At 69.3% G+C, this 17967-nt stretch carries 15 protein-coding genes; all 15 read right to left on the bottom strand.

Annotation, left to right across the window (positions count from 1 at the left end):
- Positions 1–3 precede the first annotated feature (3 nt).
- Positions 4–876, bottom strand: a complete 873-nt coding sequence (locus HKK74_RS30785; protein ID WP_187246901.1) for a sugar phosphate isomerase/epimerase family protein — start codon at positions 874–876, stop codon at positions 4–6.
- A 148-nt stretch (positions 877–1024) separates the two neighbouring features.
- The gene (locus HKK74_RS30780; protein WP_187246900.1) at positions 1025–3463 is read right to left on the bottom strand and encodes a PQQ-dependent sugar dehydrogenase; all 2439 of its coding nucleotides are present in this window, start codon (positions 3461–3463) and stop codon (positions 1025–1027) included.
- 242 nt (positions 3464–3705) lie between these two features.
- Positions 3706–5055, bottom strand: coding sequence for a ThuA domain-containing protein (locus HKK74_RS30775; protein ID WP_187246899.1), 1350 nt, complete (start codon positions 5053–5055; stop codon positions 3706–3708).
- Positions 5056–5126: 71 nt separating this feature from the next.
- Positions 5127–6323: a Gfo/Idh/MocA family protein gene (locus HKK74_RS30770; protein WP_187246898.1), complete on the bottom strand. Its 1197-nt coding sequence runs from the start codon at positions 6321–6323 to the stop codon at positions 5127–5129.
- A gap of 23 nt (positions 6324–6346) precedes the next feature.
- Positions 6347–7396 carry a substrate-binding domain-containing protein gene (locus HKK74_RS30765; RefSeq protein ID WP_187246897.1) on the bottom strand — a complete coding sequence of 350 codons (1050 nt, stop codon included), beginning with the start codon at positions 7394–7396 and terminating at the stop codon, positions 6347–6349.
- 137 nt (positions 7397–7533) lie between these two features.
- The gene (locus tag HKK74_RS30760) at positions 7534–8562 is read right to left on the bottom strand and encodes an ABC transporter permease (RefSeq protein WP_187246896.1); all 1029 of its coding nucleotides are present in this window, start codon (positions 8560–8562) and stop codon (positions 7534–7536) included.
- On the bottom strand, positions 8559–10082 hold the full coding sequence (locus HKK74_RS30755; protein WP_312881954.1) for a sugar ABC transporter ATP-binding protein: 1524 nt from the start codon (positions 10080–10082) through the stop codon (positions 8559–8561). Before HKK74_RS30755 ends, HKK74_RS30760 begins: the two co-directional genes overlap by 4 nt.
- Before the next feature lie 162 nt (positions 10083–10244).
- Entirely contained in the window at positions 10245–10841 is a 597-nt protein-coding gene (locus tag HKK74_RS30750) for a GTP-binding protein (RefSeq protein WP_187246895.1), read from the bottom strand.
- Positions 10822–11247: a DUF742 domain-containing protein gene (locus HKK74_RS30745; RefSeq protein WP_187246894.1), complete on the bottom strand. Its 426-nt coding sequence runs from the start codon at positions 11245–11247 to the stop codon at positions 10822–10824. Before HKK74_RS30745 ends, HKK74_RS30750 begins: the two co-directional genes overlap by 20 nt.
- Positions 11240–11656: a roadblock/LC7 domain-containing protein gene (locus HKK74_RS30740; RefSeq protein WP_187246893.1), complete on the bottom strand. Its 417-nt coding sequence runs from the start codon at positions 11654–11656 to the stop codon at positions 11240–11242. Before HKK74_RS30740 ends, HKK74_RS30745 begins: the two co-directional genes overlap by 8 nt.
- Positions 11656–13899 carry a sensor histidine kinase gene (locus HKK74_RS30735; RefSeq protein WP_187246892.1) on the bottom strand — a complete coding sequence of 748 codons (2244 nt, stop codon included), beginning with the start codon at positions 13897–13899 and terminating at the stop codon, positions 11656–11658. The genes HKK74_RS30740 and HKK74_RS30735 overlap by 1 nt, the downstream gene beginning before the upstream one ends.
- Positions 13900–14004: 105 nt before the next feature.
- Positions 14005–14625 carry a GTP-binding protein gene (locus HKK74_RS30730; RefSeq protein WP_187246891.1) on the bottom strand — a complete coding sequence of 207 codons (621 nt, stop codon included), beginning with the start codon at positions 14623–14625 and terminating at the stop codon, positions 14005–14007.
- Positions 14606–14980 carry a DUF742 domain-containing protein gene (locus HKK74_RS30725; RefSeq protein WP_187246890.1) on the bottom strand — a complete coding sequence of 125 codons (375 nt, stop codon included), beginning with the start codon at positions 14978–14980 and terminating at the stop codon, positions 14606–14608. The genes HKK74_RS30730 and HKK74_RS30725 overlap by 20 nt, the downstream gene beginning before the upstream one ends.
- Positions 14981–15001: 21 nt before the next feature.
- Complete coding sequence (locus HKK74_RS30720; protein WP_187246889.1) at positions 15002–15421, bottom strand: roadblock/LC7 domain-containing protein; 420 nt, start codon at positions 15419–15421, stop codon at positions 15002–15004.
- Positions 15418–17817 (bottom strand): sensor histidine kinase, encoded by a 2400-nt coding sequence (locus HKK74_RS30715; protein WP_187246888.1) that lies wholly within the window; start codon positions 17815–17817, stop codon positions 15418–15420. The genes HKK74_RS30720 and HKK74_RS30715 overlap by 4 nt, the downstream gene beginning before the upstream one ends.
- Positions 17818–17967 lie beyond the last annotated feature (150 nt).

The raw sequence follows: 17967 nt of genomic DNA, 5'->3' as shown, positions 1-17967 counted from the left end.
TGGTCAGCGGCCGAAGCGCACCTTGCGAAGGTACTCGTAGCCGATCCGGGCGGTGTCGACCGGGTGCGGCTGGCTGTCGCGTTCCACGATGTACTCCAGGACTCCGGTCTCATCCGCGTTCGCGAAGATCCTCCGGAAGTCGATGGTGCCCTTGCCCACGTCGGCGAAGGAGCCGTCGGCCGCCCGGTCCTTAACGTGGAACTGCTTGATCCTTCGCCCGTGCTGCTCGAAGAGGGCGACCGGGTCGGCGCTGCCGGTCACCGCCCAGTAGAGGTCCACCTCCAGGTGCACGAGCTTGGGGTCGGTGGCGGTGATGATGTCGTACGGCCGCTCACCGGTCGGCAGCCTCGCGAACTCGTGCGCGTGGTTGTGATAGCCGAACCGCAGCCCGGCCGCACGCGCCGCCGCGCCCGCCGACTCGAGCTCGTCGGCGAAGCGGCGCCACTCGTCGGCGGTCGCGTAGTTGGCCCACGGGTGGACGATGAACCGGTTCCCGAGCGTCAGCGCGTCGTCGAGGCTGGCCTGCCAGTTGGCGTTCACTCCGACATGGGTCGAGGTCGCGTGCAGGTCGTGCCGGTCGAGAATGGCGCGGAACTGTACGGCGGTGCGCCCGTAGGTCCCGGCCATCTCGACCTTGCGATATCCGATCTGCGCCAGAGCGGCGAGGGTCACTTCGAGGTCGGCGGTGAGCATGTCGCGCAGCGAGTAGAGCTGGATGCTGATGGCGCCACGCGGTACGCGCCCGTTCACACGCCCGTCGCCGGTGTCGGCGGAGGCGGAGGCGGAGGCGGTGCCGGGCGCGGCCACGGCGGCGCCGAGGCCCATGGCCGTCAGTGCCGCGGCGCGGAGCAGCGTACGTCGCTGGAGATCACTCATAGGGGGTTCCCTTTCCTCACAGGTCGGCGAGGTATGGCTTGGTGGTTCGCCACGCCGGACCGCTCGAGAGTGCGGACCGTGCGTGGGGCTCGAGCCACGAGGGTGGCTCCGCCCGGGGGGTGGGGACCGGGCGGAGCCACCACTCGGCTCAGGTGGTGGTGAAGCTGAAATCGTCGACGTCGAACAGCGATCCGGAGCCGCCCTTGAAGACCAGGTAGAGCTTGTCTGCCTCGGAGGGGGCACCGGAGATGGCACCGGTCACGTTGGCGAAGTTCTCCCAGCCACCGGTGTTCGGCACCGCGGCGGAGCCGATGAGCGTTCCGGTGGGAGATCCGGTGCGCAGCTCGAGGGTGCCTCCCGCACCTCCGGAGCTGATGCGCGCCGTGAACGAGGCGGCGTTGTCGAGCAGGTACGGATCGAACATGATCCAGTCACCGTTGTTCACGTTGCCGACGGTCTGGCCGCCGTGCGCGCCGGCCTTGTTGATCCGGCTGATGCCGGACTGGGCGGTGTAGTGCTCGGCCTGCCGGTTCTTCGGCTGCGTGGAGTTGAGGTCGGTGCCCCTCAGCGGCACGACTCCCTTGCGCCCGCCGTTGTCGGTGTACTCGGCGGCCCAGACCCCATAGGTGTTCTCGGACGCGCCGTGGTCACCGTCGCCGGGGGTCTTCAGCACGCCCTCACAGCCGTACTGCTCCGCCAGCGCATGGGAGTGCGTCGCGTGGCCCAGCAGGTAGGTGAGCTTGACCCGGGTGCAGTCGACGGGACCGTCCTCGGGATCCCGCACCGTGATCTTGTAGGGCACCGCCGCGCCGTAGTCGGACAACTGCCCGTTCTTGGGCAGGTCGAGGGTGACCGTCGGGGCGGTGTTGCCCACCGTGACCACCACGCTGTCCGTCGCGACCTTACCGCTGGCGTCGGTCACGGTGAGCGTGGGGCTGTACTGCCCTCGCTTGCCGTAGGTGTGCCGCGGGTTCGGCTGGGTCGAGGTCTCCCCGTCGCCGAAATCCCACTTGTAGGTGAGCGCCGTGCCCTCCGGGTCGTACGTGCCCTCCGAGGAGAACTGCACCTTGAGCGGCTGGCCGCCCGAGGTGACGTTCGCCGCGGCCCTGGCCTCGGGCCGGCGTCCAGTCGCTCCGATGTGCTCGATCCGGAAAAGGCCCGCATGATCGTCGCTGGCGAAGTACCCCTCCGCGTACGTCAGCACGTACAGCGCGCCATCCGGCCCGAACTCCAGATCCATGATCTTGTAGTTGAGCGGCCATGGGAAGTTCGCCACCGGGCCAGCCGAACCGTCGGCGTTCACCGTGACGTTCTTGATCCAACGGCGTTCGAACTCACCGAGGAACGCCTGACCGTCGTACTCGGCCGGGAACTTGACCTGCGAGTTGAGGCCGGCGTCGTAGTGGTAGACCGGCCCCATCATCGGCGACTCCGACCCCGAGCAGCCCGAGGCGGGGTTCATGTCGGGGTTGTCGCAGCCGCTGTAGCGGATCCACGCCGGCACCGGCTTGGGCAGCTGGGTGATGCCGGTGTTGTGCGGCGAGTCGTTCACCGGCCCGTTCTGACAGTCGTACTTCGCACCCGTGATGCCGGTGGCGAAGTCGCGCTCGCCGTAGGTGTCGGCCGGCGTGTTGGCGCCGGTGCAGTACGGCCACCCGTAGAAGCCCGGGGCAGTCACCCTGTCGAACTCCACCTGGCCCTTCGGGCCACGCGCCGGATCGGCGTTGTCGCCCACATCGGGGCCGTAGTCGCCGAGGTAGACGGCGCCGCTCTGCTTGTCCACGGAGATCTTGTACGGGTTGCGGAAGCCCATGGCGTAGATCTCCGGCCGGGTCTTGGGGGTGCCCGGTGGGAACATGTTGCCGTCCGGGATCGTGTACGATCCGTCGTCGCCTACCTTGATCCGCAGCAGCTTGCCACGCAGGTCATTGGAGTTCGCCGACGTCCGCTGCGCGTCAAACGCCGGGTTGCGGTTCGCCCGCTCGTCGGTCGGGGTGTAGCCGTCGGACTGGAACGGGTTGGTGTCGTCACCGGTGGCGAGCAGCAGGTTTCCCTGGGCGTCGAACTCGATGTCGCCGCCGATATGGCAGCAGATACCCCGGGTCGCCAGGACCTGCATGATCTTCTGCTCGCTGGCCAGGTCAAGGTCGCCGGTGGCGCTCAGCTTGAACCGGGAGAGCTGGTTGTGGCCCTCGTAGGGGGCGAAGTCCGCCGCGGTGCCCTCGAAGGGCGCGTCGTTGGTCGGGGTGGAGAGCCGGGGCGCATAGAGAAGATAGACCCACCGGTTCTGGGTGAAGCCGGGGTCGACCGCCACGCCCTGCAACCCCTCCTCGTCATGGGTGTAGACGCTGAGCTGGCCGGCGACCTTCGTACGGCCGTTGTAGTCGGTGATCCGCAGCACCCCCTCACGGGCGGTGTGCAGCACCGAGCCGTCGGGCAGGGGTTCGAACGAGATGGTCTCGCCGACCTCGGCCGGGCCCTGCGCCAGGGAGTAGGGGTAGAAGTGGTCATCGGGTGCCGCCTGCGCGGCGGTGGGAACGGCGGCGAGCCCGGCGACCGCCGTCATGACGGCGATCACGGTGGCCATGAGCCGACGCGGAACTATGGGTCTGCGCTGTGCGTTCGATGGGGTGGAGCTGAACACGAGGGGTGTTCTCCTCACCGTCAGGGGTGCAGGGACTGAACATCTTGAATCGGTTCGTGTCCTCCTCTCGGTGGTGATCCCGGTGCCTGGTCACCGGACGGAACGGGGCCCGACCTGGCGGGGATTCGGGCTCCGTTCCGGTACCAGGGCTCAGGTGCGACGGCTCTGCCTCGCCGCACCGGCTTCTACTTCCGGGCCACCAGATCCTTCTTCCGGGCCGGCGATTCCTTGATCCGGATGTTGCGGAAGGAGACGTCGTCGCCGGTTCCGTGGTTCTGGATCCCGACATGGCCTTGCAGCAGGCTGCGCGCCGGATCCCGGTTCGTGAAGTCGTTGATCTTTACGCCGTTGAGGTAGACCTTGAGCCGTTCGCCGCGGACCTTCAGCTCGAAGGTGTTCCATTCGCCCGGCGGGTTGAGTGCGGCGTCCCTGGCCGCGATGTCGGCGGCCTGGAAACCGTAGACCGAACCGGTGGTCCGGTCCGGGGCGTCCGTGGCGTCGATCTGCACCTCGTAACCGTTGTTCACCGCCGACCAGGGGTCGTCGCTCGCCGGGAAGCCGATGAAGATCCCGGAGTTGTCGTCACCGGCGACCCGCCAGTCCAGTTTGAGCGAGTAGGACCGGAACTCCCTGGCGGCGTACCACAGCATCCCGAGTCCGTCGTAGGAGGTGAGGGTGCCGTCGGCCAGCGTGAACCCGCCCGGCCCGGCCTGCCGCCAGCCCTCGGTGCCGGTCCCGTCGAACAGCGGCGTGTAGCCGCTCTCGGGCCGGCAGTCGGCCTGGACGAGTCCGGCCGCGTAGCGCAGCCCGCCGAGCAGGTGGGCGCGGAACGCCGGTTCCGCGTAGGACTCATGGGTATGGCCGCCGCCGGTGTACCACGAGCGGCCGCCGGCGTAGTCGTGGCACCACGCGATCGGATGGTCGCCCATGTCGCCGCCGGAATAGGTGCTCTCGTCCAGCGCGGCCAGCACGTGCACGCGCTCGCGCGGGTTGGTGCGGTAGTTGTACCACTCGTCGGTGCGGGGCCACTCCGGCCCGAGGTGGGCCGTCGACGCGTGTGCCCGGTCGGCCACCCTGACCACCGCGGGCTGGATGGCGGGATGGCCCTTGAAGTACGCGCCGACCAGCCCGCCGTACCACGGCCAGTCGTACTCGGTGTCGGAGGCGGCGTGCACGCCCGCGTAGCCGCCGCCCGCGGAGATGTACGACTCGAACGCCGCTTGCTGGCCCGCGTCGAGCACGTCACCGGTGGTGCTGAGGAACACCACGGCCCGGTACCGGCCCAGGTTCTCCGGGGTGAAGGCGCCCGCGTCCTCGGTGGCGTCGACGGCCAGGCCGGCCCCTTCTCCGAGCTCCTCGAGCGCCTGGACGCCGGTCGTGATCGAGGCGTGCCGGTACCCGGCCGTCTTGGCGAAGACGAGGACCCGGGGCGGCTCCGCCTCCGCGGTCGCCACGCCCGCTCCGGGGGTGAGCGTGGCGACCAGCGCGGCTCCGGCGGCCAGTGAGATCAGCCTGTTCTTGTGGCGCGTGGACATCTGCTGCTCCTCCTGTCGGCTGTGATCAGGATGGGGGTGGGGTGAGCAGGCATATGGTCAGGCGGGTGCGGTCAGACGGCCTCCGTGGTCTGGATCGCCGTCCAGCCGCTGCCGCCCGCGGCGCTCTCCTCGACCGCCGCGAGGACCCGCTGGACCTGTAGCCCGTCGGCGAACGACGGTGCGGGGTCGGTACCGTCGGCGATGGCGGTCGTGAAGTCGGCGACCTCGTGGGTGAAGGCGTGCTCGTAACCGAGCGCGTGGCCGGGCGGCCACCACGCCCCCGCGTACGGATGGGTCGGCTCGGTGACGAGGATCCGGCGGAAGCCGGCGGTGTCCGGGTCCACCGTGTTGTCGTGGAACCAGAGTTCGTTCATCGCCTCGAAGTCGAAGGCCAGGCTGCCCGCCGAGCCGTTGACCTCCAGGCGCAGGGAGTTCTTGCGCCCGGTGGCGAACCGGGTGGCCTCGAAGGACGCGAGCCCGCCGCCGTCGAGACGGCCGATGAACAGCGCGGCGTCGTCCACGCTCACCTCGCCGCGCGCGGTGGCCGAGCCGCCGGCGGCCAGGCCGGCGGAGGCCTCGGCCAGCGGCCGTTCCTTGACGAACGTCTCGGTGAGCGCCGAGACCCCGACGAGGCGGTCGCCGGTGACGAACTGCGCGACGTCGATGATGTGCGCGCCGATGTCCCCGAGCGCACCGGACCCCGCCTTGTCCCGCTGGAGCCGCCATACGAGCGGGAACTCGGGGTCGGCGATCCAGTCCTGCAGATACTGCGCACGTACGTGCCGGATCTGTCCGAGCCGGCCCTCGGCGACCATCCGGTGGGCGAGCGCGACCGCGGGCACCCGCCGGTAGTTGAAGGCCACCATCGAGCGCACTCCGCGCTCGCGCGCCTGTGCGGCGGCGGCGGCCATCGCCTCCGCCTCGGCCACCGTGTTCGCCAGGGGCTTCTCGCACAGCACGTGCTTGCCCGCCTCGAGCGCGGCGACCGCGATCTCGGCGTGGGAGTCCCCTGGCGTGCACACATCGATGACCTGCACGTCGTCGCGGCGCAGGAGGGCCTTCCAGTCCGTCTCCACCGACGCCCAGCCCATCCGGGCCGCGGCCTCGTCCACCGCTGGCCGGCTGCGGCCGACGAGCGCGGCCATCACCGGCCGGTACGGCAGATCGAAGAAAGCGCCGACGTTCCGCCAAGCCTGCGAGTGAGCCCGCCCCATGAAGGCGTAGCCCACCACGCCGACTCCGAGCGCGGGCTTCTGGTGGTCAGGCATGGAATTCCCCCTGTCGTTCGCGGTCAGGACTCGAAGCCCAGTGGCATGTACTGGTCGACGTTCTCCTTGGTCACCGTCTCGGATGCCAGGGTGATCGACTGCGGCACCTGCCGCTCGACCAGGTCGGTCATGCCCTTGCCCTGGGCGATGAGCCGGGCGAGCTTGATGGCCGACGAGGCCATCGTCGGGCTGTAGGTCACGGTCGCCTCGAGCAGGCCGCCGGCCTTGATCTCCCGCATGGCGTTGGCCGATCCGGCGCCTCCGACCATGAAGAACTCCTTGCGGTTGGCCTGCTTGATCGCGGCGAGCACGCCGACGCCCTGGTCGTCGTCGTGGTTCCAGAGTGCGTCGATCTTCTTGTGCGCCTGGAGCAGGTTGCTGGCCACCTGGTTACCGGTCTCGACGGTGAACTTGGCGTCCTGCTTGGCGGTCACGCTGAAGCCGTAGGTCTTGAGCGCGTCGGCGAAGCCCTTGCTGCGGTCCTGGGTGAGCGGCAGCGTGGCGATCCCCTGGATCTCCACGATGACCGGGTTGGACACACCCTTGCTCTTGAGCTTGGTGCCGATGTAGTCGCCCGCGGCGACGCCCAGGCCGTAGTTGTCGCCCCCGACCCACGTGCGGTACGACAGCTTGTCGGGGAAGACCCGGTCCAGGTTCACCACCGGAATGCCCGCGTCCATGGCCTTGCGGGCGACCTGGTTGAGCTGTTCGCCGTCGTTCGGCAGCAGGACCAGAGCGCCGACCTTCGCCGAGATCAGCGAGTCCACGGCCGCGATCTGCTGGTTGATGTCGTTGGTCGGCTCGACCGCGCGGAACGTCACGTCGGAGTACTGCTTGGCCTGCGCCGCGGCGTTCTTCGCGATGGCCGCGATCCAGCCGTGGTCGGCGGCGGGGGCGGAGAAGCCGATGGTGACCTGCTTGCCCGCCTTGTCGTTGTCACCGCCGGCGGCGACCGACTGCTGCGAGGGGGTGCTCTCCTCGGGGTCGTTGCCCGTGCACGCCGCGGCGAGCGCGCCGGCGCCGACCACCGCTCCGCCGATGAGCAGGCCCCGGCGGTTGAGGCTCTGTGTCATGTCGTACTCCTTGAGAGGAAGGTTCGGGGTGGGACGCATCGGCCCGGGGACCGGCGCGTCGGGCGCCGCTCCTCTGGCCCTGCGAGCTGGTCCTATGTGGATCCCGGCGGGGGCGGGAGTCGCGGGGATTGAAGGTGCTAGGTGGACGATTCGAGATTGCGCCGCTGCAGGAGCACGGCGATGACGATGATCACTCCCTTGGCGATGAGCTGGTCGCTGGTCTCCAGACCGTTCAGGATGAACAGGTTGGTGATGACCGTGAAGATGAGGACACCGAGGATCGACCCGAAGAGGGTGCCGCGGCCACCGGTCAGCAGCGTGCCACCGATGATCACCGCGGCGATCGCGTCGAGTTCGTAGAGGTCGCCGTGGGTACTGGAGCCCGTCGTCGTCCGCGCCATGATGATGATGGCGGCGATGCCACAGCACACCCCCGAGAGCGTGTACAGGAGCAGTGTGTGCCGCCGGACGTCGATGCCGGCCAGCCGTGCCGCCTCAGGGTTGCCGCCGACCGCGAACGTACGGCGGCCGAACGTCGTGCGGTTGAGCAGAAGCCAGCCGACCACAGCCACCGCGGCGAAGATGAACACCACGAGCGGCAGGCCGAGGACCCGGGTCGTGGACAGCGCCTCGATCTCGTTGTTCTCCGGCCTGATGAGCTGGGTCTTGCGGTCGGACATGCGCTGGGCGAGGCCCCGCGCCGCCACGAGCATCGCGAGCGTGGCGATGAACGGCACGATCCGGCCGTAGGAGATCAGGGCGCCGTTCACGAAACCGACCCCTGCGCCGACCAGGATCGCGCACGCCACCATGGCGACCGGGCCGAGCGCCTGGGTGTCCAGCGTGGTGGCCCATACCGAGGCCAGCGCCATCGACGCGCCGACCGAGAGGTCGATGCCGCCACCGGTGATCACGAAGGTCATGCCCACGGTGATGACGCCGATGGTGGCGGCGAGCGCCAGGATGCCGACGAGGTTGCTGGAGGTGGCGAAGTTCTCCGGCTTGGTCACCAGGCCGATCAGCACCAGCAGCGCCAGCGCCAAGAGCAGGCCGAGGTGCCGGGCGTCCCTCACGCGTGCGAAGACCGGCAGGCTCTCCCGTCGCTTTGTCGCCGCGGACCCGGGCGCGGACGGGGAATCTTCGGTCTTCGAGGCCGGAGAGGTCAACGCGGGCTCCCTTCCATGATCATGTGGAGTACGTCGCTCTCGTCCAGTTCGGGAGCGGGCGCCTCGTGGATGAGGTGGCCCTCGCGGACCACGAGGACACGGTCGGCGAGCCCGAGTACCTCGGGTACTTCGCTCGACACGAGCAGCACCGCGATGCCCTCGTCGGCGAGCCGGCGGATCACCGCGTACAACTCGACGCGGGCCCCGACGTCCACACCGCGGGTGGGCTCGTCGAGGAGCAGCAGCTTGCGTCCGTTGACCAGCCAGCGGGCGAGCACCGCCTTCTGCTGGTTGCCTCCGGAGAGCGTCTTGACCGGGCGCCGCGGATCGGGCGGCCGGATGTCGAGGGCCTTGACCTGCTCCTGCGCCTCGGCCAGCTCCCGGCTCCGGTCCATCCAGCCGAAGGACGCGTACCGGCTCATTCCGGCCAGGCTGATGTTGCCGGCCACGCTGTCGTTCAGCAGCAGCGCCTGGCTTTTGCGCTCCTCCGGGGCCAGGCCCATGCCACGCCGTACGGCGGCGCTGGTGCTGCCCGGTCGCACGGGTCGGCCGTCGAGCAGGACCCGGCCGGTGGACGGCTTGCGCGCCCCGTAGATGGTCTCCAGGATCTCGGAGCGGCCGGAGCCGACCAGCCCCGCCAGCCCGACGATCTCGCCGGCCCGCACGCTGAAGCTGACGTCCTCGAACGCTCCGGGCAGGGTGAGTCCCTCGACCCGCAGCACCTCCGGCCGGTCGGCCCGGGCCTCGGGACGATCGGGGAACACGTACTCGACCGTCCGCCCGGTCATCAGTGACACGATCTTGGCGGTGGGCGTGTCCTTGGCCGGCAGGCCGACCGCCACCGTACGGCCGTCCTTGAGCACGGTGACCCGGTCGCCGATCTCGCGGATCTCGGCGAGCCGGTGCGAGATGTAGATGACGCCGACCCCGGCCGAGGCCAGCTCACGGATGATCCTGAAGAGGTTGTCCACCTCGTCGTGGGCGAGGGCCGCCGACGGCTCGTCCATCACGATCAGCCGAGCCTCGTGGGACAGCGCCCGCGCCATGCTGACGACCTGCTTGCGGGCGGCCGGCAACCGCCCGACCTCTACCGTCGGCGAGATCTCGGGGTGACCGAGCCGGCCGAGCAGTTCCCTGGCCGCCCGGTTCATCTCGGACCTGCGGCTGAAGCCGTAGGTCGCGTGCTCGTGCCCGAGGAAGATGTTGTCGGCGACCGTCAGGCCGTCGACCAGATCCAGCTCCTGGTAGATGGTGGCGATCCCCTGGCGCATCGCCGCGGTCGGGTTGGCCAGCCGTACGGTCTCGCCGTCGAGCCGCACCTCCCCGTCGTCCGGCTGATGCGCCCCCGACAGGACCTTGATCAAGGTCGACTTGCCGGCACCGTTCTGGCCGAGCAGGCAGTGCACCTCACCGGCGGTCACTTCCAGGTCGACGCCGTCCAGGGCCCGCACACCCGGAAACGCCTTGACGATGCCGCTCATGACAAGGAGCGGTCTGCCGGTCAGGGGATCTTCATTCACGCCGTTCCCTTCATGGTGCCTGGCGTGAAAGTACCGACCTTTGACCGTCTTGAGAAGACCTTTCTCTAAGATCTCTCAAACTTTCATCTCTTCGTGGACAAACCTAGCCGCGCCCCGGTGTAAGACGACCTGACCACGGGGCCGCGGGGGCTCAGCCGGGCCTCAGCCGGGCACGGTGTCGCGGCGGCCGGACATCGAGGTGAGAACGTGCTCGACGAGAGTGATGAGCACCTGCTTGCCGGACTCCCTGTCCCGTACGTCGCATGTGATCACCGGTACGTCGGGGCCCAGGTCCAGGGCGGCCCTGACCGCTTCGGTCGAGTGCCCGGAGGCGGCGTCGAACCGGTTGATCCCGACGATGAACGGGACGTTGCGCCGTTCGAAGTAGTCCACGGACGCGAAGCAGTCGGCGAGGCGCCGGGTGTCGACCAGCACCACCGCGCCGAGCGCCCCCTGCGAGAGCTCGTCCCACATGAACCAGAATCGGTCCTGACCCGGGGTGCCGAAGAGGTACAAGACCAAGCCGGTACGAAGGGTGATGCGGCCGAAGTCCATGGCCACCGTCGTGGTGGTCTTGCTCTGCACCAGCGACAGGTCGTCGATGCCCACGCTCTTCTCGGTGAGGTCCTCGTCGGTGCGCAACGGGCGGATCTCGCTGACCGAGCCCACCAACGTCGTCTTTCCGACACCGAACCCTCCGGCGACCACGATCTTGACAGCCAGGGACGGATCCGTCGTGTCAGAGCGCCCGGAGTCCATTGATCACATCCTTGAGTACACGCTCGCTGGGGAACTGGGCGACCCGCGTCGGCTGCCGGACCTGGATCAGACCGTAATCGAGCAGGTCTCCCAGCAAGATCCGTACCACGCCTAGAGCGAGGTCGAGGTCGGAGGCGACCTCTGCGACCGAGAGCGGGTTTCGGGCAAGTACCAAGATCATCTCATGTTCCGGTCCGAGCACCGGCGTCCGGCCGAAGGCGAGGCCGCCGCTCGGCGACACCGGACGCGTCTCGGCGGTCGCGACGACGCTGACGAGGTCGAGTTCGCCATGTCCGCTGTGGGTCCGGCCTCCGGTGAGCGCGAAGGCGGGCACGACCGGGCCCGCCTCGTCGTCGAGCCAGCCCTCGCCGAAGTCGGCCCCCTCGGACGGGGGCCGGTCAGTCATGACGGTCGGCCGAGGCGGGCCGGGGCGTCGTCGCCATGTGTGCCCCGACCCTGGTGACGAGCATGGCCATCTCGTAGGCGATGACTCCGACATCGGCTTCGGCGTCGGCCAGCACGGCCATGCACGCTCCTTGGCCGGCCGCCGTCACGAACAGGAACGCGTTCTCCATCTCGACGATGGTCTGCCGGACCGCACCGCCGCCGAACTCCCGTCCGGCACCCCTGGCCAGGCTCTGGAAGCTGGCCGCCACCGCGGCCAGATGCTCGGACTCGGATCTGCCGAGGCCGCCGGACGAGGCGATCCGAAGACCGTCGCTCGACAGCACCGCCGCGTGACGCACCTCCGTCACCCGTTTGACCAGGCCGTCGAGCAGCCAGTTGAGCTCACCTGTTGAAACTGCTTCAACCATCAGCCGTTCTCCTCTGTACCCGGTCGTGGCGACGGTCCCGCGGGGTCGTCGGACGGGTCGGCATCCATCCGCCCGCGCCGCCATCCCCGCTGCATGGCGGTCATCCTGCTGCGTACGACTTCAGGAGGCCGGTCGGCCTCCGGCTCCGGTGCGGCCGGCTCGGGCTCCGCCCCGTCGGCGGCGGGCTCCGCCCGGAGCCGGGGGGCCAGGCTGGCCTGCCGCCGACGGCGCGGCAACTCACCCGCACCGCCGGGCTCTGCCCGGTTCGCGTCCGCGTCGGTGTCGGCGTTCGCGGCCTTCACAAAGCCGCGCGAGGCCGCGGCCGCCGGTGCGGCGGTCTCCGGTTCCGGCAGGTCCTCGATCACGGTGGCCGGGATGAGGACGATGGCCATCGTGCCGCCGTACGGCGAAGCGCGGAGGGTCACGTCGATGTCGTGCCGCTGGGCGAGCCGGCCGACCACCAGCAGGCCGAGCCGGGCGATCTCCGAGAGGTCGAACTCCGGCGGTTCCGCGAGCCGCCGGTTCAGCAGGTCGAGCATGTCGGCGTCGAGCCCGAGCCCCCGGTCCTCGATCTCGACGGCGTAACCCTTCGGCACCCGGTGCCCCCTGACCTGGACCGGGGTGGTGGGTGGCGAGTACAGCGTGGCGTTCTCTATCAGCTCGGCGAGCAAGTGGATGGTGTCGGCGACGGCCGCTCCGGCCAGCGCGGCCGGCTCGGAAGGCAGCACCTTGACCCGCGGGTAGTCCTCGACCTCGGCGGCCGCGCCGCGCAGCACGTCCACCAGCGGTACGGGCCGGCGCCACGCACGGCCCGCCGGCTTACCCGACAGGATCACCAGGCCCTCGGCGTGGCGCCGCATCCGGGTGGAGAGGTGGTCGAGCTTGAACAGGTCGGCCAGCTCGGCCGGATCGTCCGACCGCCGCTCCATCGCGTCGAGCAGCTTCAGCTGACGCTGCAAGAGCACCTGGTTGCGCCGGGCGAGGTTCACGAAGACCTCGCTCACCGCCCGGTGGACCGCCGCTTCGTTGACCGCGGCGCCGACCACCGCCCTTCGGGACTTCACGAACGCGTGGTTGAGCTCCTCGGCCTCCGAGATCGCGAAGGTGAGGTCGGGCGCGTCGAAGTCCGGATCGACGTCCTCGCCTCGCCGGGCGCGCTCGGCCACCTCGGGGAGCCGTTTGTCGCTGAAGTGATTGACCGCTCGGACCAGGCCGCGGAACTCCCGCATCAGCCTTCGGCCGACCCGGAACGAGACGATGAGCGAGACCACGATCGCGACGAAGCCCAGCCCCCCGGTGAGCGCGAGACGGGCGAGGACCACGACGGCATAGCCCTCCGCGCGGTCGGTCAGATCCTTGACCGCGGCCATCCCGAGTCCCCACAACTTCGTGCTGACCTGTGCCGCCGAGGTGTGCCAGGTACGCGCGTCCACCGACGGCCGGGCCCCCTCATGTGACATCCGGTCCTCGAGGGCGCGGAACCGGATCACCTCCGGAGCGGAGTTGAACTCCCTGAAGCGGGCCAGGTCACCCGGCTGCAGATAGGGCTCGCTGTTGGCGAAGGTGTAGCGCTGCTGCGCGACCAGCCGGGCGAACTGCTCGCGTTCCGCGGCGGTGTAGCGGCCGGCCGTGAGCACCCCGGTGAGCAGCGCGTCCTCACGGGACAGCAGCTCCTGCACCATGCCCCACGTGGTCAATGTCCGCCCGTCCCTCGCGATCCGGCCGTCCTTCGGATCGACCCGGGCGTAGATGCCGAGTGCACTGTCGACCAGTGCGCTGAACTCGTCGAGCACCCGCCGCCGGTCGACCGTGCGGCTGTCGACCGACCGGCGCAGCGCGTCGATCGCGCCGAGCTTCGCCACCAGGCCGTCGGCCCGCTGCGTCGTGTCCCACTCGATGACGCCCCTGAGGCCGTCGTCCGCCACCGAGCGCCGGAAGGCCTCTCTCGCCCGATCCGTCTGGGCACGGGGGCCACCGAACGCCGCCCGGTTCACGGCGGCGTCGCGGGCGAGGTACTCGATGGACAGGCGCCTTTCCCGCTGCACCGCCTCGATGAGCGATTGAGTGGGACGCAGAAGCTTTTCGTCGAGCGTTTTGGAGTGCGTCAACTGCAATGCCGCACCGAGGGTTATGGTGGCAGAAAAAATCCACAGCGCCAGCAACGCGACCAGCGGCAGGGCGAGGAGAGAAACAAGCTTCGTTCCGATCGACCGATGGCGGGACACCGGCGGGGAAGTCGGCATGGCGGCGAAGCCTCCCGGGTGTATTCGGTATGCCGTTGATCTTACTACGCCCGTGACTTCCCATGGACGTAAAGTGACGATTTCTCCTCTATCGCCCCCTCCGGCTCACATCCTGGACGCGGGCACGTCACCCCGGCCGCGCTTGGCCGAGGCCCGTCCGAGCACATGTTCGACCACCGTGATGAGAACGTGCTTCACGGACTCCCGTTCGCGTGCGTCGAAAAGGACCACCGGGACCTCGGGGTCGAGGTCGAGAGCGATTCTGATGTCCTCCGGCTTATACCGAGCGGCACCGTCGAAACAATTGACGCCGACGATGAAAGGAGTGCCCCGATGCTCGAAATAGTCGATCGCCGGGAAGCAGTTCGTCAGGCGGCGTGTGTCCGCCGTCACGATCGCACCGAGCGCGCCCAATGCGAGCTCGTCCCACATGAACCAGAAGCGCTGCTGACCAGGGGTACCGAGCAGATAGAGCACCAGCGCCTCGTGGATGGTGATCCGGCCGAAGTCCAGGGCGACGGTGGTCGTCGCCTTGTCCTCCACGCCCGCGATGTCGTCGACGCCGACACCGCGGTCGGTGAACACCTCTTCGGTGCGCAGCGGCCGGATCTCACTGATCGCGCCGATCATCGTGGTCTTGCCCACGCCGAGCCCACCGGCTATCACGATCTTCGTGGTGACCAGCTGCTCGGCACCGCCGGCCGGATCAGAGCGCGCGTAGTCCATTGAGAACTTCCCTGAGTACGCCCTCTTCAGGGCCCTTGCCCGTCTCCGGCTCGGTGACCAGCGTGATCAAACCTTCGTCACGCAGGTCACCGAGCAGCACGCGAGCCACGCCGAGTGGGACGGCGACGTCGACGGCCACGTCGACGACCGGGGTCGGCACCGCGCACACCTGCAGGATCCGCAGATGCTCAGGGCTCAGCCGACGGGGGTCGAGCGGCGCCTGCGCGGTCACCGTGACAACGGCCATCAGGTCGAAGTCGTCACCTTGAGGACGCGTTCGCCCCCGGGTCACGGCGTAGGGCCGCACGACCGGCCCGGCCTCCCGGTCGAGCCACGTGTCCTTCGGCGCGCTCATCTGGGGGTCATCCTCTGGGGGTCATCCTCCGGCGGGGTACTCGCCGGCAGTTCGCGGGTTGGCGGACAGGTGCAGGCCGACGCGCTTGACCAGCGTCGCCATCTCGTAGGCGATGAGCCCCGCGTCGGCGTCCGACGAGCTCAGCACCGCGAGACACGTGCCCTGGCCCGCCGCCGTGACGAAGAGGAACACCGACTCCATCTCGATGATCGTCTGCCGGACCTCCCCGCCCACGAAGTGCCGTCCGGCGCCACGGGCCAGGCTCTGCACACCCGCGGCCAGTGCGGACAGGTGCTCGGCGTCCTCGCGGCTCATGCCCTGTGACGCGCCCACGACCAGTCCGTCACGGGAGAGCACGACGGCCTGCCGCACGTGGTGGACCCTGCCCACCAGCTCGTTCAGGAGCCAGTTCAGTTCGGTCGTCATATTGGTCTGTGTCATTTCGGCCCCTCGCCGTCAACTGGTCTCATCTTGTCTTTCGCTTCGGTTCGTCCGCGGCGCCATCCCGCCTGCATGGAGGCGAGCATGGCACTGGTCTGTTCGGGTGACCGGGCGCCCTCGCCGCCGGCTTCGCGATCACCGGCCGACTGCGAAGGATACTTTCCGCGCAACTGTGGCGCGAGGTTCTGCTGGCGGATCCGCCGCGGCAGTCCGGCGTGCGTGGCGGCCGGCGCGCCGGCATCGGACGGCGCCTGCTCGGCCGCCCGCGCCGGCGGCACCGCGCGCTCGGGCGGTGCCTGCTCCGGCGCTGCCTGCTGGAACGGTGCCCGCTCGGGCGGTGCCTGCTGGAGCGGTGCCTGCTCGATCGGTGCCTGCTCAAGGGGTGCCCGCTCGGGCGCCGTGTCCGACCGGCGGGTCCGGGCGACGTTGCGCAGCAGGCGGACGTCGGCTCGCGTCTCGCGCGGAGCGGGCGCCATGCCACCGGGCTCCGGCAGCGTTGGCAGATCGTTGCGCGACACGCAGATTCCGTGCGGCAGCAGGACGATCGCGGACGTCCCGCCGTACGGCGAGCGGCGCAGCGAGACGTGGATCCCGTGCCGCTCGGCGAGACGGCTGACGACGAAGAGCCCGAGCTGATCGGTATCGGCGAGGTCGAACTCCGGGGTATCCGCCAGCTTCTGGTTGATCTCATCCAGGACGGCCGGGCTGATTCCGAGCCCTCGGTCCTCGATCTCAACGGCGAGCCCGTTGCTCACCATGTCGGCCATCACATGCACCTCTGTGTTGGGAGGTGAGAAGCTCGTGGCGTTCTCCATCAGCTCGGCGATCAGATGGATCACGTCAGCGACGGCCGTGCCGATCACTGCGTCCTGTGAAGTGGTGAGAACCGCCACCCGGGCGTAGTCCTCGACCTCCGCGACGGCGCCGCGCAGCACGTCGACGATGCGCACCGGATCGCGCCAGCCGCGGCCGGGAGCGGCGCCGGAGAGGATGATCAGGCCTTCGGCGTGACGGCGCATGCGAGTGGTCAGGTGGTCGAGCTGGAACAGATCCTCCAGCACGTCCGGCTCGGCGCGGCTCTCCAGCGCGTCCAGCATGAACAGCTGGCGGTGCAGCAGCGACTGGTTGCGCCGGGCGATGTTGAGGAAGATCTGGTTGACGCCCTTCCGGAGCTCGGCCTGGCCCACGGCCGCCTCGATGGCGGTCCGCCGTACCGTGGCGAACGACCGGGCGACGGCCGACACCTCGTTGATCTTGCCGAGCCTGGGCTCCGGCGCCTCGGCCGCGACGTCGACATCCTCGCTGCGTCGCAACCTCTCGACGACCGCGGGCAGCCGCACGTCGGCCAGTTCCGTGGCCGACGACCGCAGATCGACCAGTTCCCTCGACAGGCGGCGGCCGAACCGGACCGAGATCACGATCGAGGCGACGATGGCCAGCAGGCCGAGGCCGCCGCCGAGGACGAGGCGCAGGAGGAGTTCCCGGCGGAGGTCGTCGGCATGAGCGGCGAGTGCCGTGTTGCTCTCAACGTGCGCGGTGTCGAGAGCGGCGATCAGCGGGGGCACCTTGTTCTGCCAGTCGGTCGCGTCGGCGGAAGTGAGATCCCCGGTCTCATCGAGGAGCCGGTCCTCCATCGCCTTGACGTCGGCATAGACCGGCCCGGCGAAATGCCGCTCCAGCCGGGCGTAGGCCCCGGGATCCATGAGCGAACGCTGCCTGGCCCACAACTGGCGTTGCTGGGTGACCATCTCCACGAAGACCCGCCGCTCTTCCACGGACAGCCTGCCGCGGGTGGCCAGCGCGCCCGCGACCAACGTGCTCTCGCGACTGATGATCTCCGTGGCATGGGCACCGAGGATCGTGGCGTCCGCCCACCGGTACAGCCGGACGTCGGTGGTGACGGTCAGGCCCTCGCTGAAGCCCCACAGCTCGTCCACCATCAGGTTGTACGAGCGGAGCGCCTGGAGCCGGTCCACGCTCCCGGCGTCGACCCCCTGCCGGGTGGTTCCCAGCCCGTCCAGCGTCCGGAGGAGGCCGTCCAGCCTCCGATCGGCGATGCGGGTGTTGACCCCTTCGGATCGGTTCTCGCGGCTGATCCGCCGGAACCGGTCGACCATTCCGTCGGTCCTGCCGCGGCCCGCGTACAGTTCCCGGCGAGGGGCGACGTCACCCGTGCTCAGAACCATCACCGAGGCCTGCCGTTCGGCGGCGACGGCACCCGCCAGGCCCTGGATGAGTTCGCCGTACTCCGTGGCGGCGGTGTCGTATCGGCGCTTCTCCAGCACGTCGGTCAGAGTGAGGCTCACCGCGTACGTCCAGAGGCCCACGAGTGAGATCGTCGGGATGAGAAGTAGCACGAATACCTTGAACCGGATCGACCGCATACGGGATCGCATGGCACCTCATGGTGACGACATCTGACTGGCGAAGCCGAACAAGTACGTACTCTGTGACCCCTGCTCTTTCCGGTGTCGTTCACTGAAGGACGGCGGGGTCCGGCGTGAGGTCGGCGGCCGGCGTCGCCTCCGCAGGCATCAGGTCTCCCT

The sequence above is a fragment of the Actinomadura alba genome, assembly GCF_014323705.1.
In the GTDB taxonomy this organism is placed as follows: Bacteria; Actinomycetota; Actinomycetes; order Streptosporangiales; family Streptosporangiaceae; genus Actinomadura_C; species Actinomadura_C alba.
The sequence above is the reverse complement of the archived record's forward strand: the minus strand, read 5'-3'. Positions and strand labels throughout refer to the sequence as shown.

Coding starts and splice junctions, on each gene's coding strand:
- HKK74_RS30785 (WP_187246901.1), bottom strand. CDS start 876: ATGAGTGATCTCCAGCGACGTACGCTGCTCCGCGCCGCGGCACTGACG.
- HKK74_RS30780 (WP_187246900.1), bottom strand. CDS start 3,463: ATGGCCACCGTGATCGCCGTCATGACGGCGGTCGCCGGGCTCGCCGCC.
- HKK74_RS30775 (WP_187246899.1), bottom strand. CDS start 5,055: ATGTCCACGCGCCACAAGAACAGGCTGATCTCACTGGCCGCCGGAGCC.
- HKK74_RS30770 (WP_187246898.1), bottom strand. CDS start 6,323: ATGCCTGACCACCAGAAGCCCGCGCTCGGAGTCGGCGTGGTGGGCTAC.
- HKK74_RS30765 (WP_187246897.1), bottom strand. CDS start 7,396: ATGACACAGAGCCTCAACCGCCGGGGCCTGCTCATCGGCGGAGCGGTG.
- HKK74_RS30750 (WP_187246895.1), bottom strand. CDS start 10,841: ATGGACTCCGGGCGCTCTGACACGACGGATCCGTCCCTGGCTGTCAAG.
- HKK74_RS30745 (WP_187246894.1), bottom strand. CDS start 11,247: ATGACTGACCGGCCCCCGTCCGAGGGGGCCGACTTCGGCGAGGGCTGG.
- HKK74_RS30740 (WP_187246893.1), bottom strand. CDS start 11,656: ATGGTTGAAGCAGTTTCAACAGGTGAGCTCAACTGGCTGCTCGACGGC.
- HKK74_RS30735 (WP_187246892.1), bottom strand. CDS start 13,899: ATGCCGACTTCCCCGCCGGTGTCCCGCCATCGGTCGATCGGAACGAAG.
- HKK74_RS30730 (WP_187246891.1), bottom strand. CDS start 14,625: ATGGACTACGCGCGCTCTGATCCGGCCGGCGGTGCCGAGCAGCTGGTC.
- HKK74_RS30725 (WP_187246890.1), bottom strand. CDS start 14,980: ATGAGCGCGCCGAAGGACACGTGGCTCGACCGGGAGGCCGGGCCGGTC.
- HKK74_RS30720 (WP_187246889.1), bottom strand. CDS start 15,421: ATGACACAGACCAATATGACGACCGAACTGAACTGGCTCCTGAACGAG.
- HKK74_RS30715 (WP_187246888.1), bottom strand. CDS start 17,817: ATGCGATCCCGTATGCGGTCGATCCGGTTCAAGGTATTCGTGCTACTT.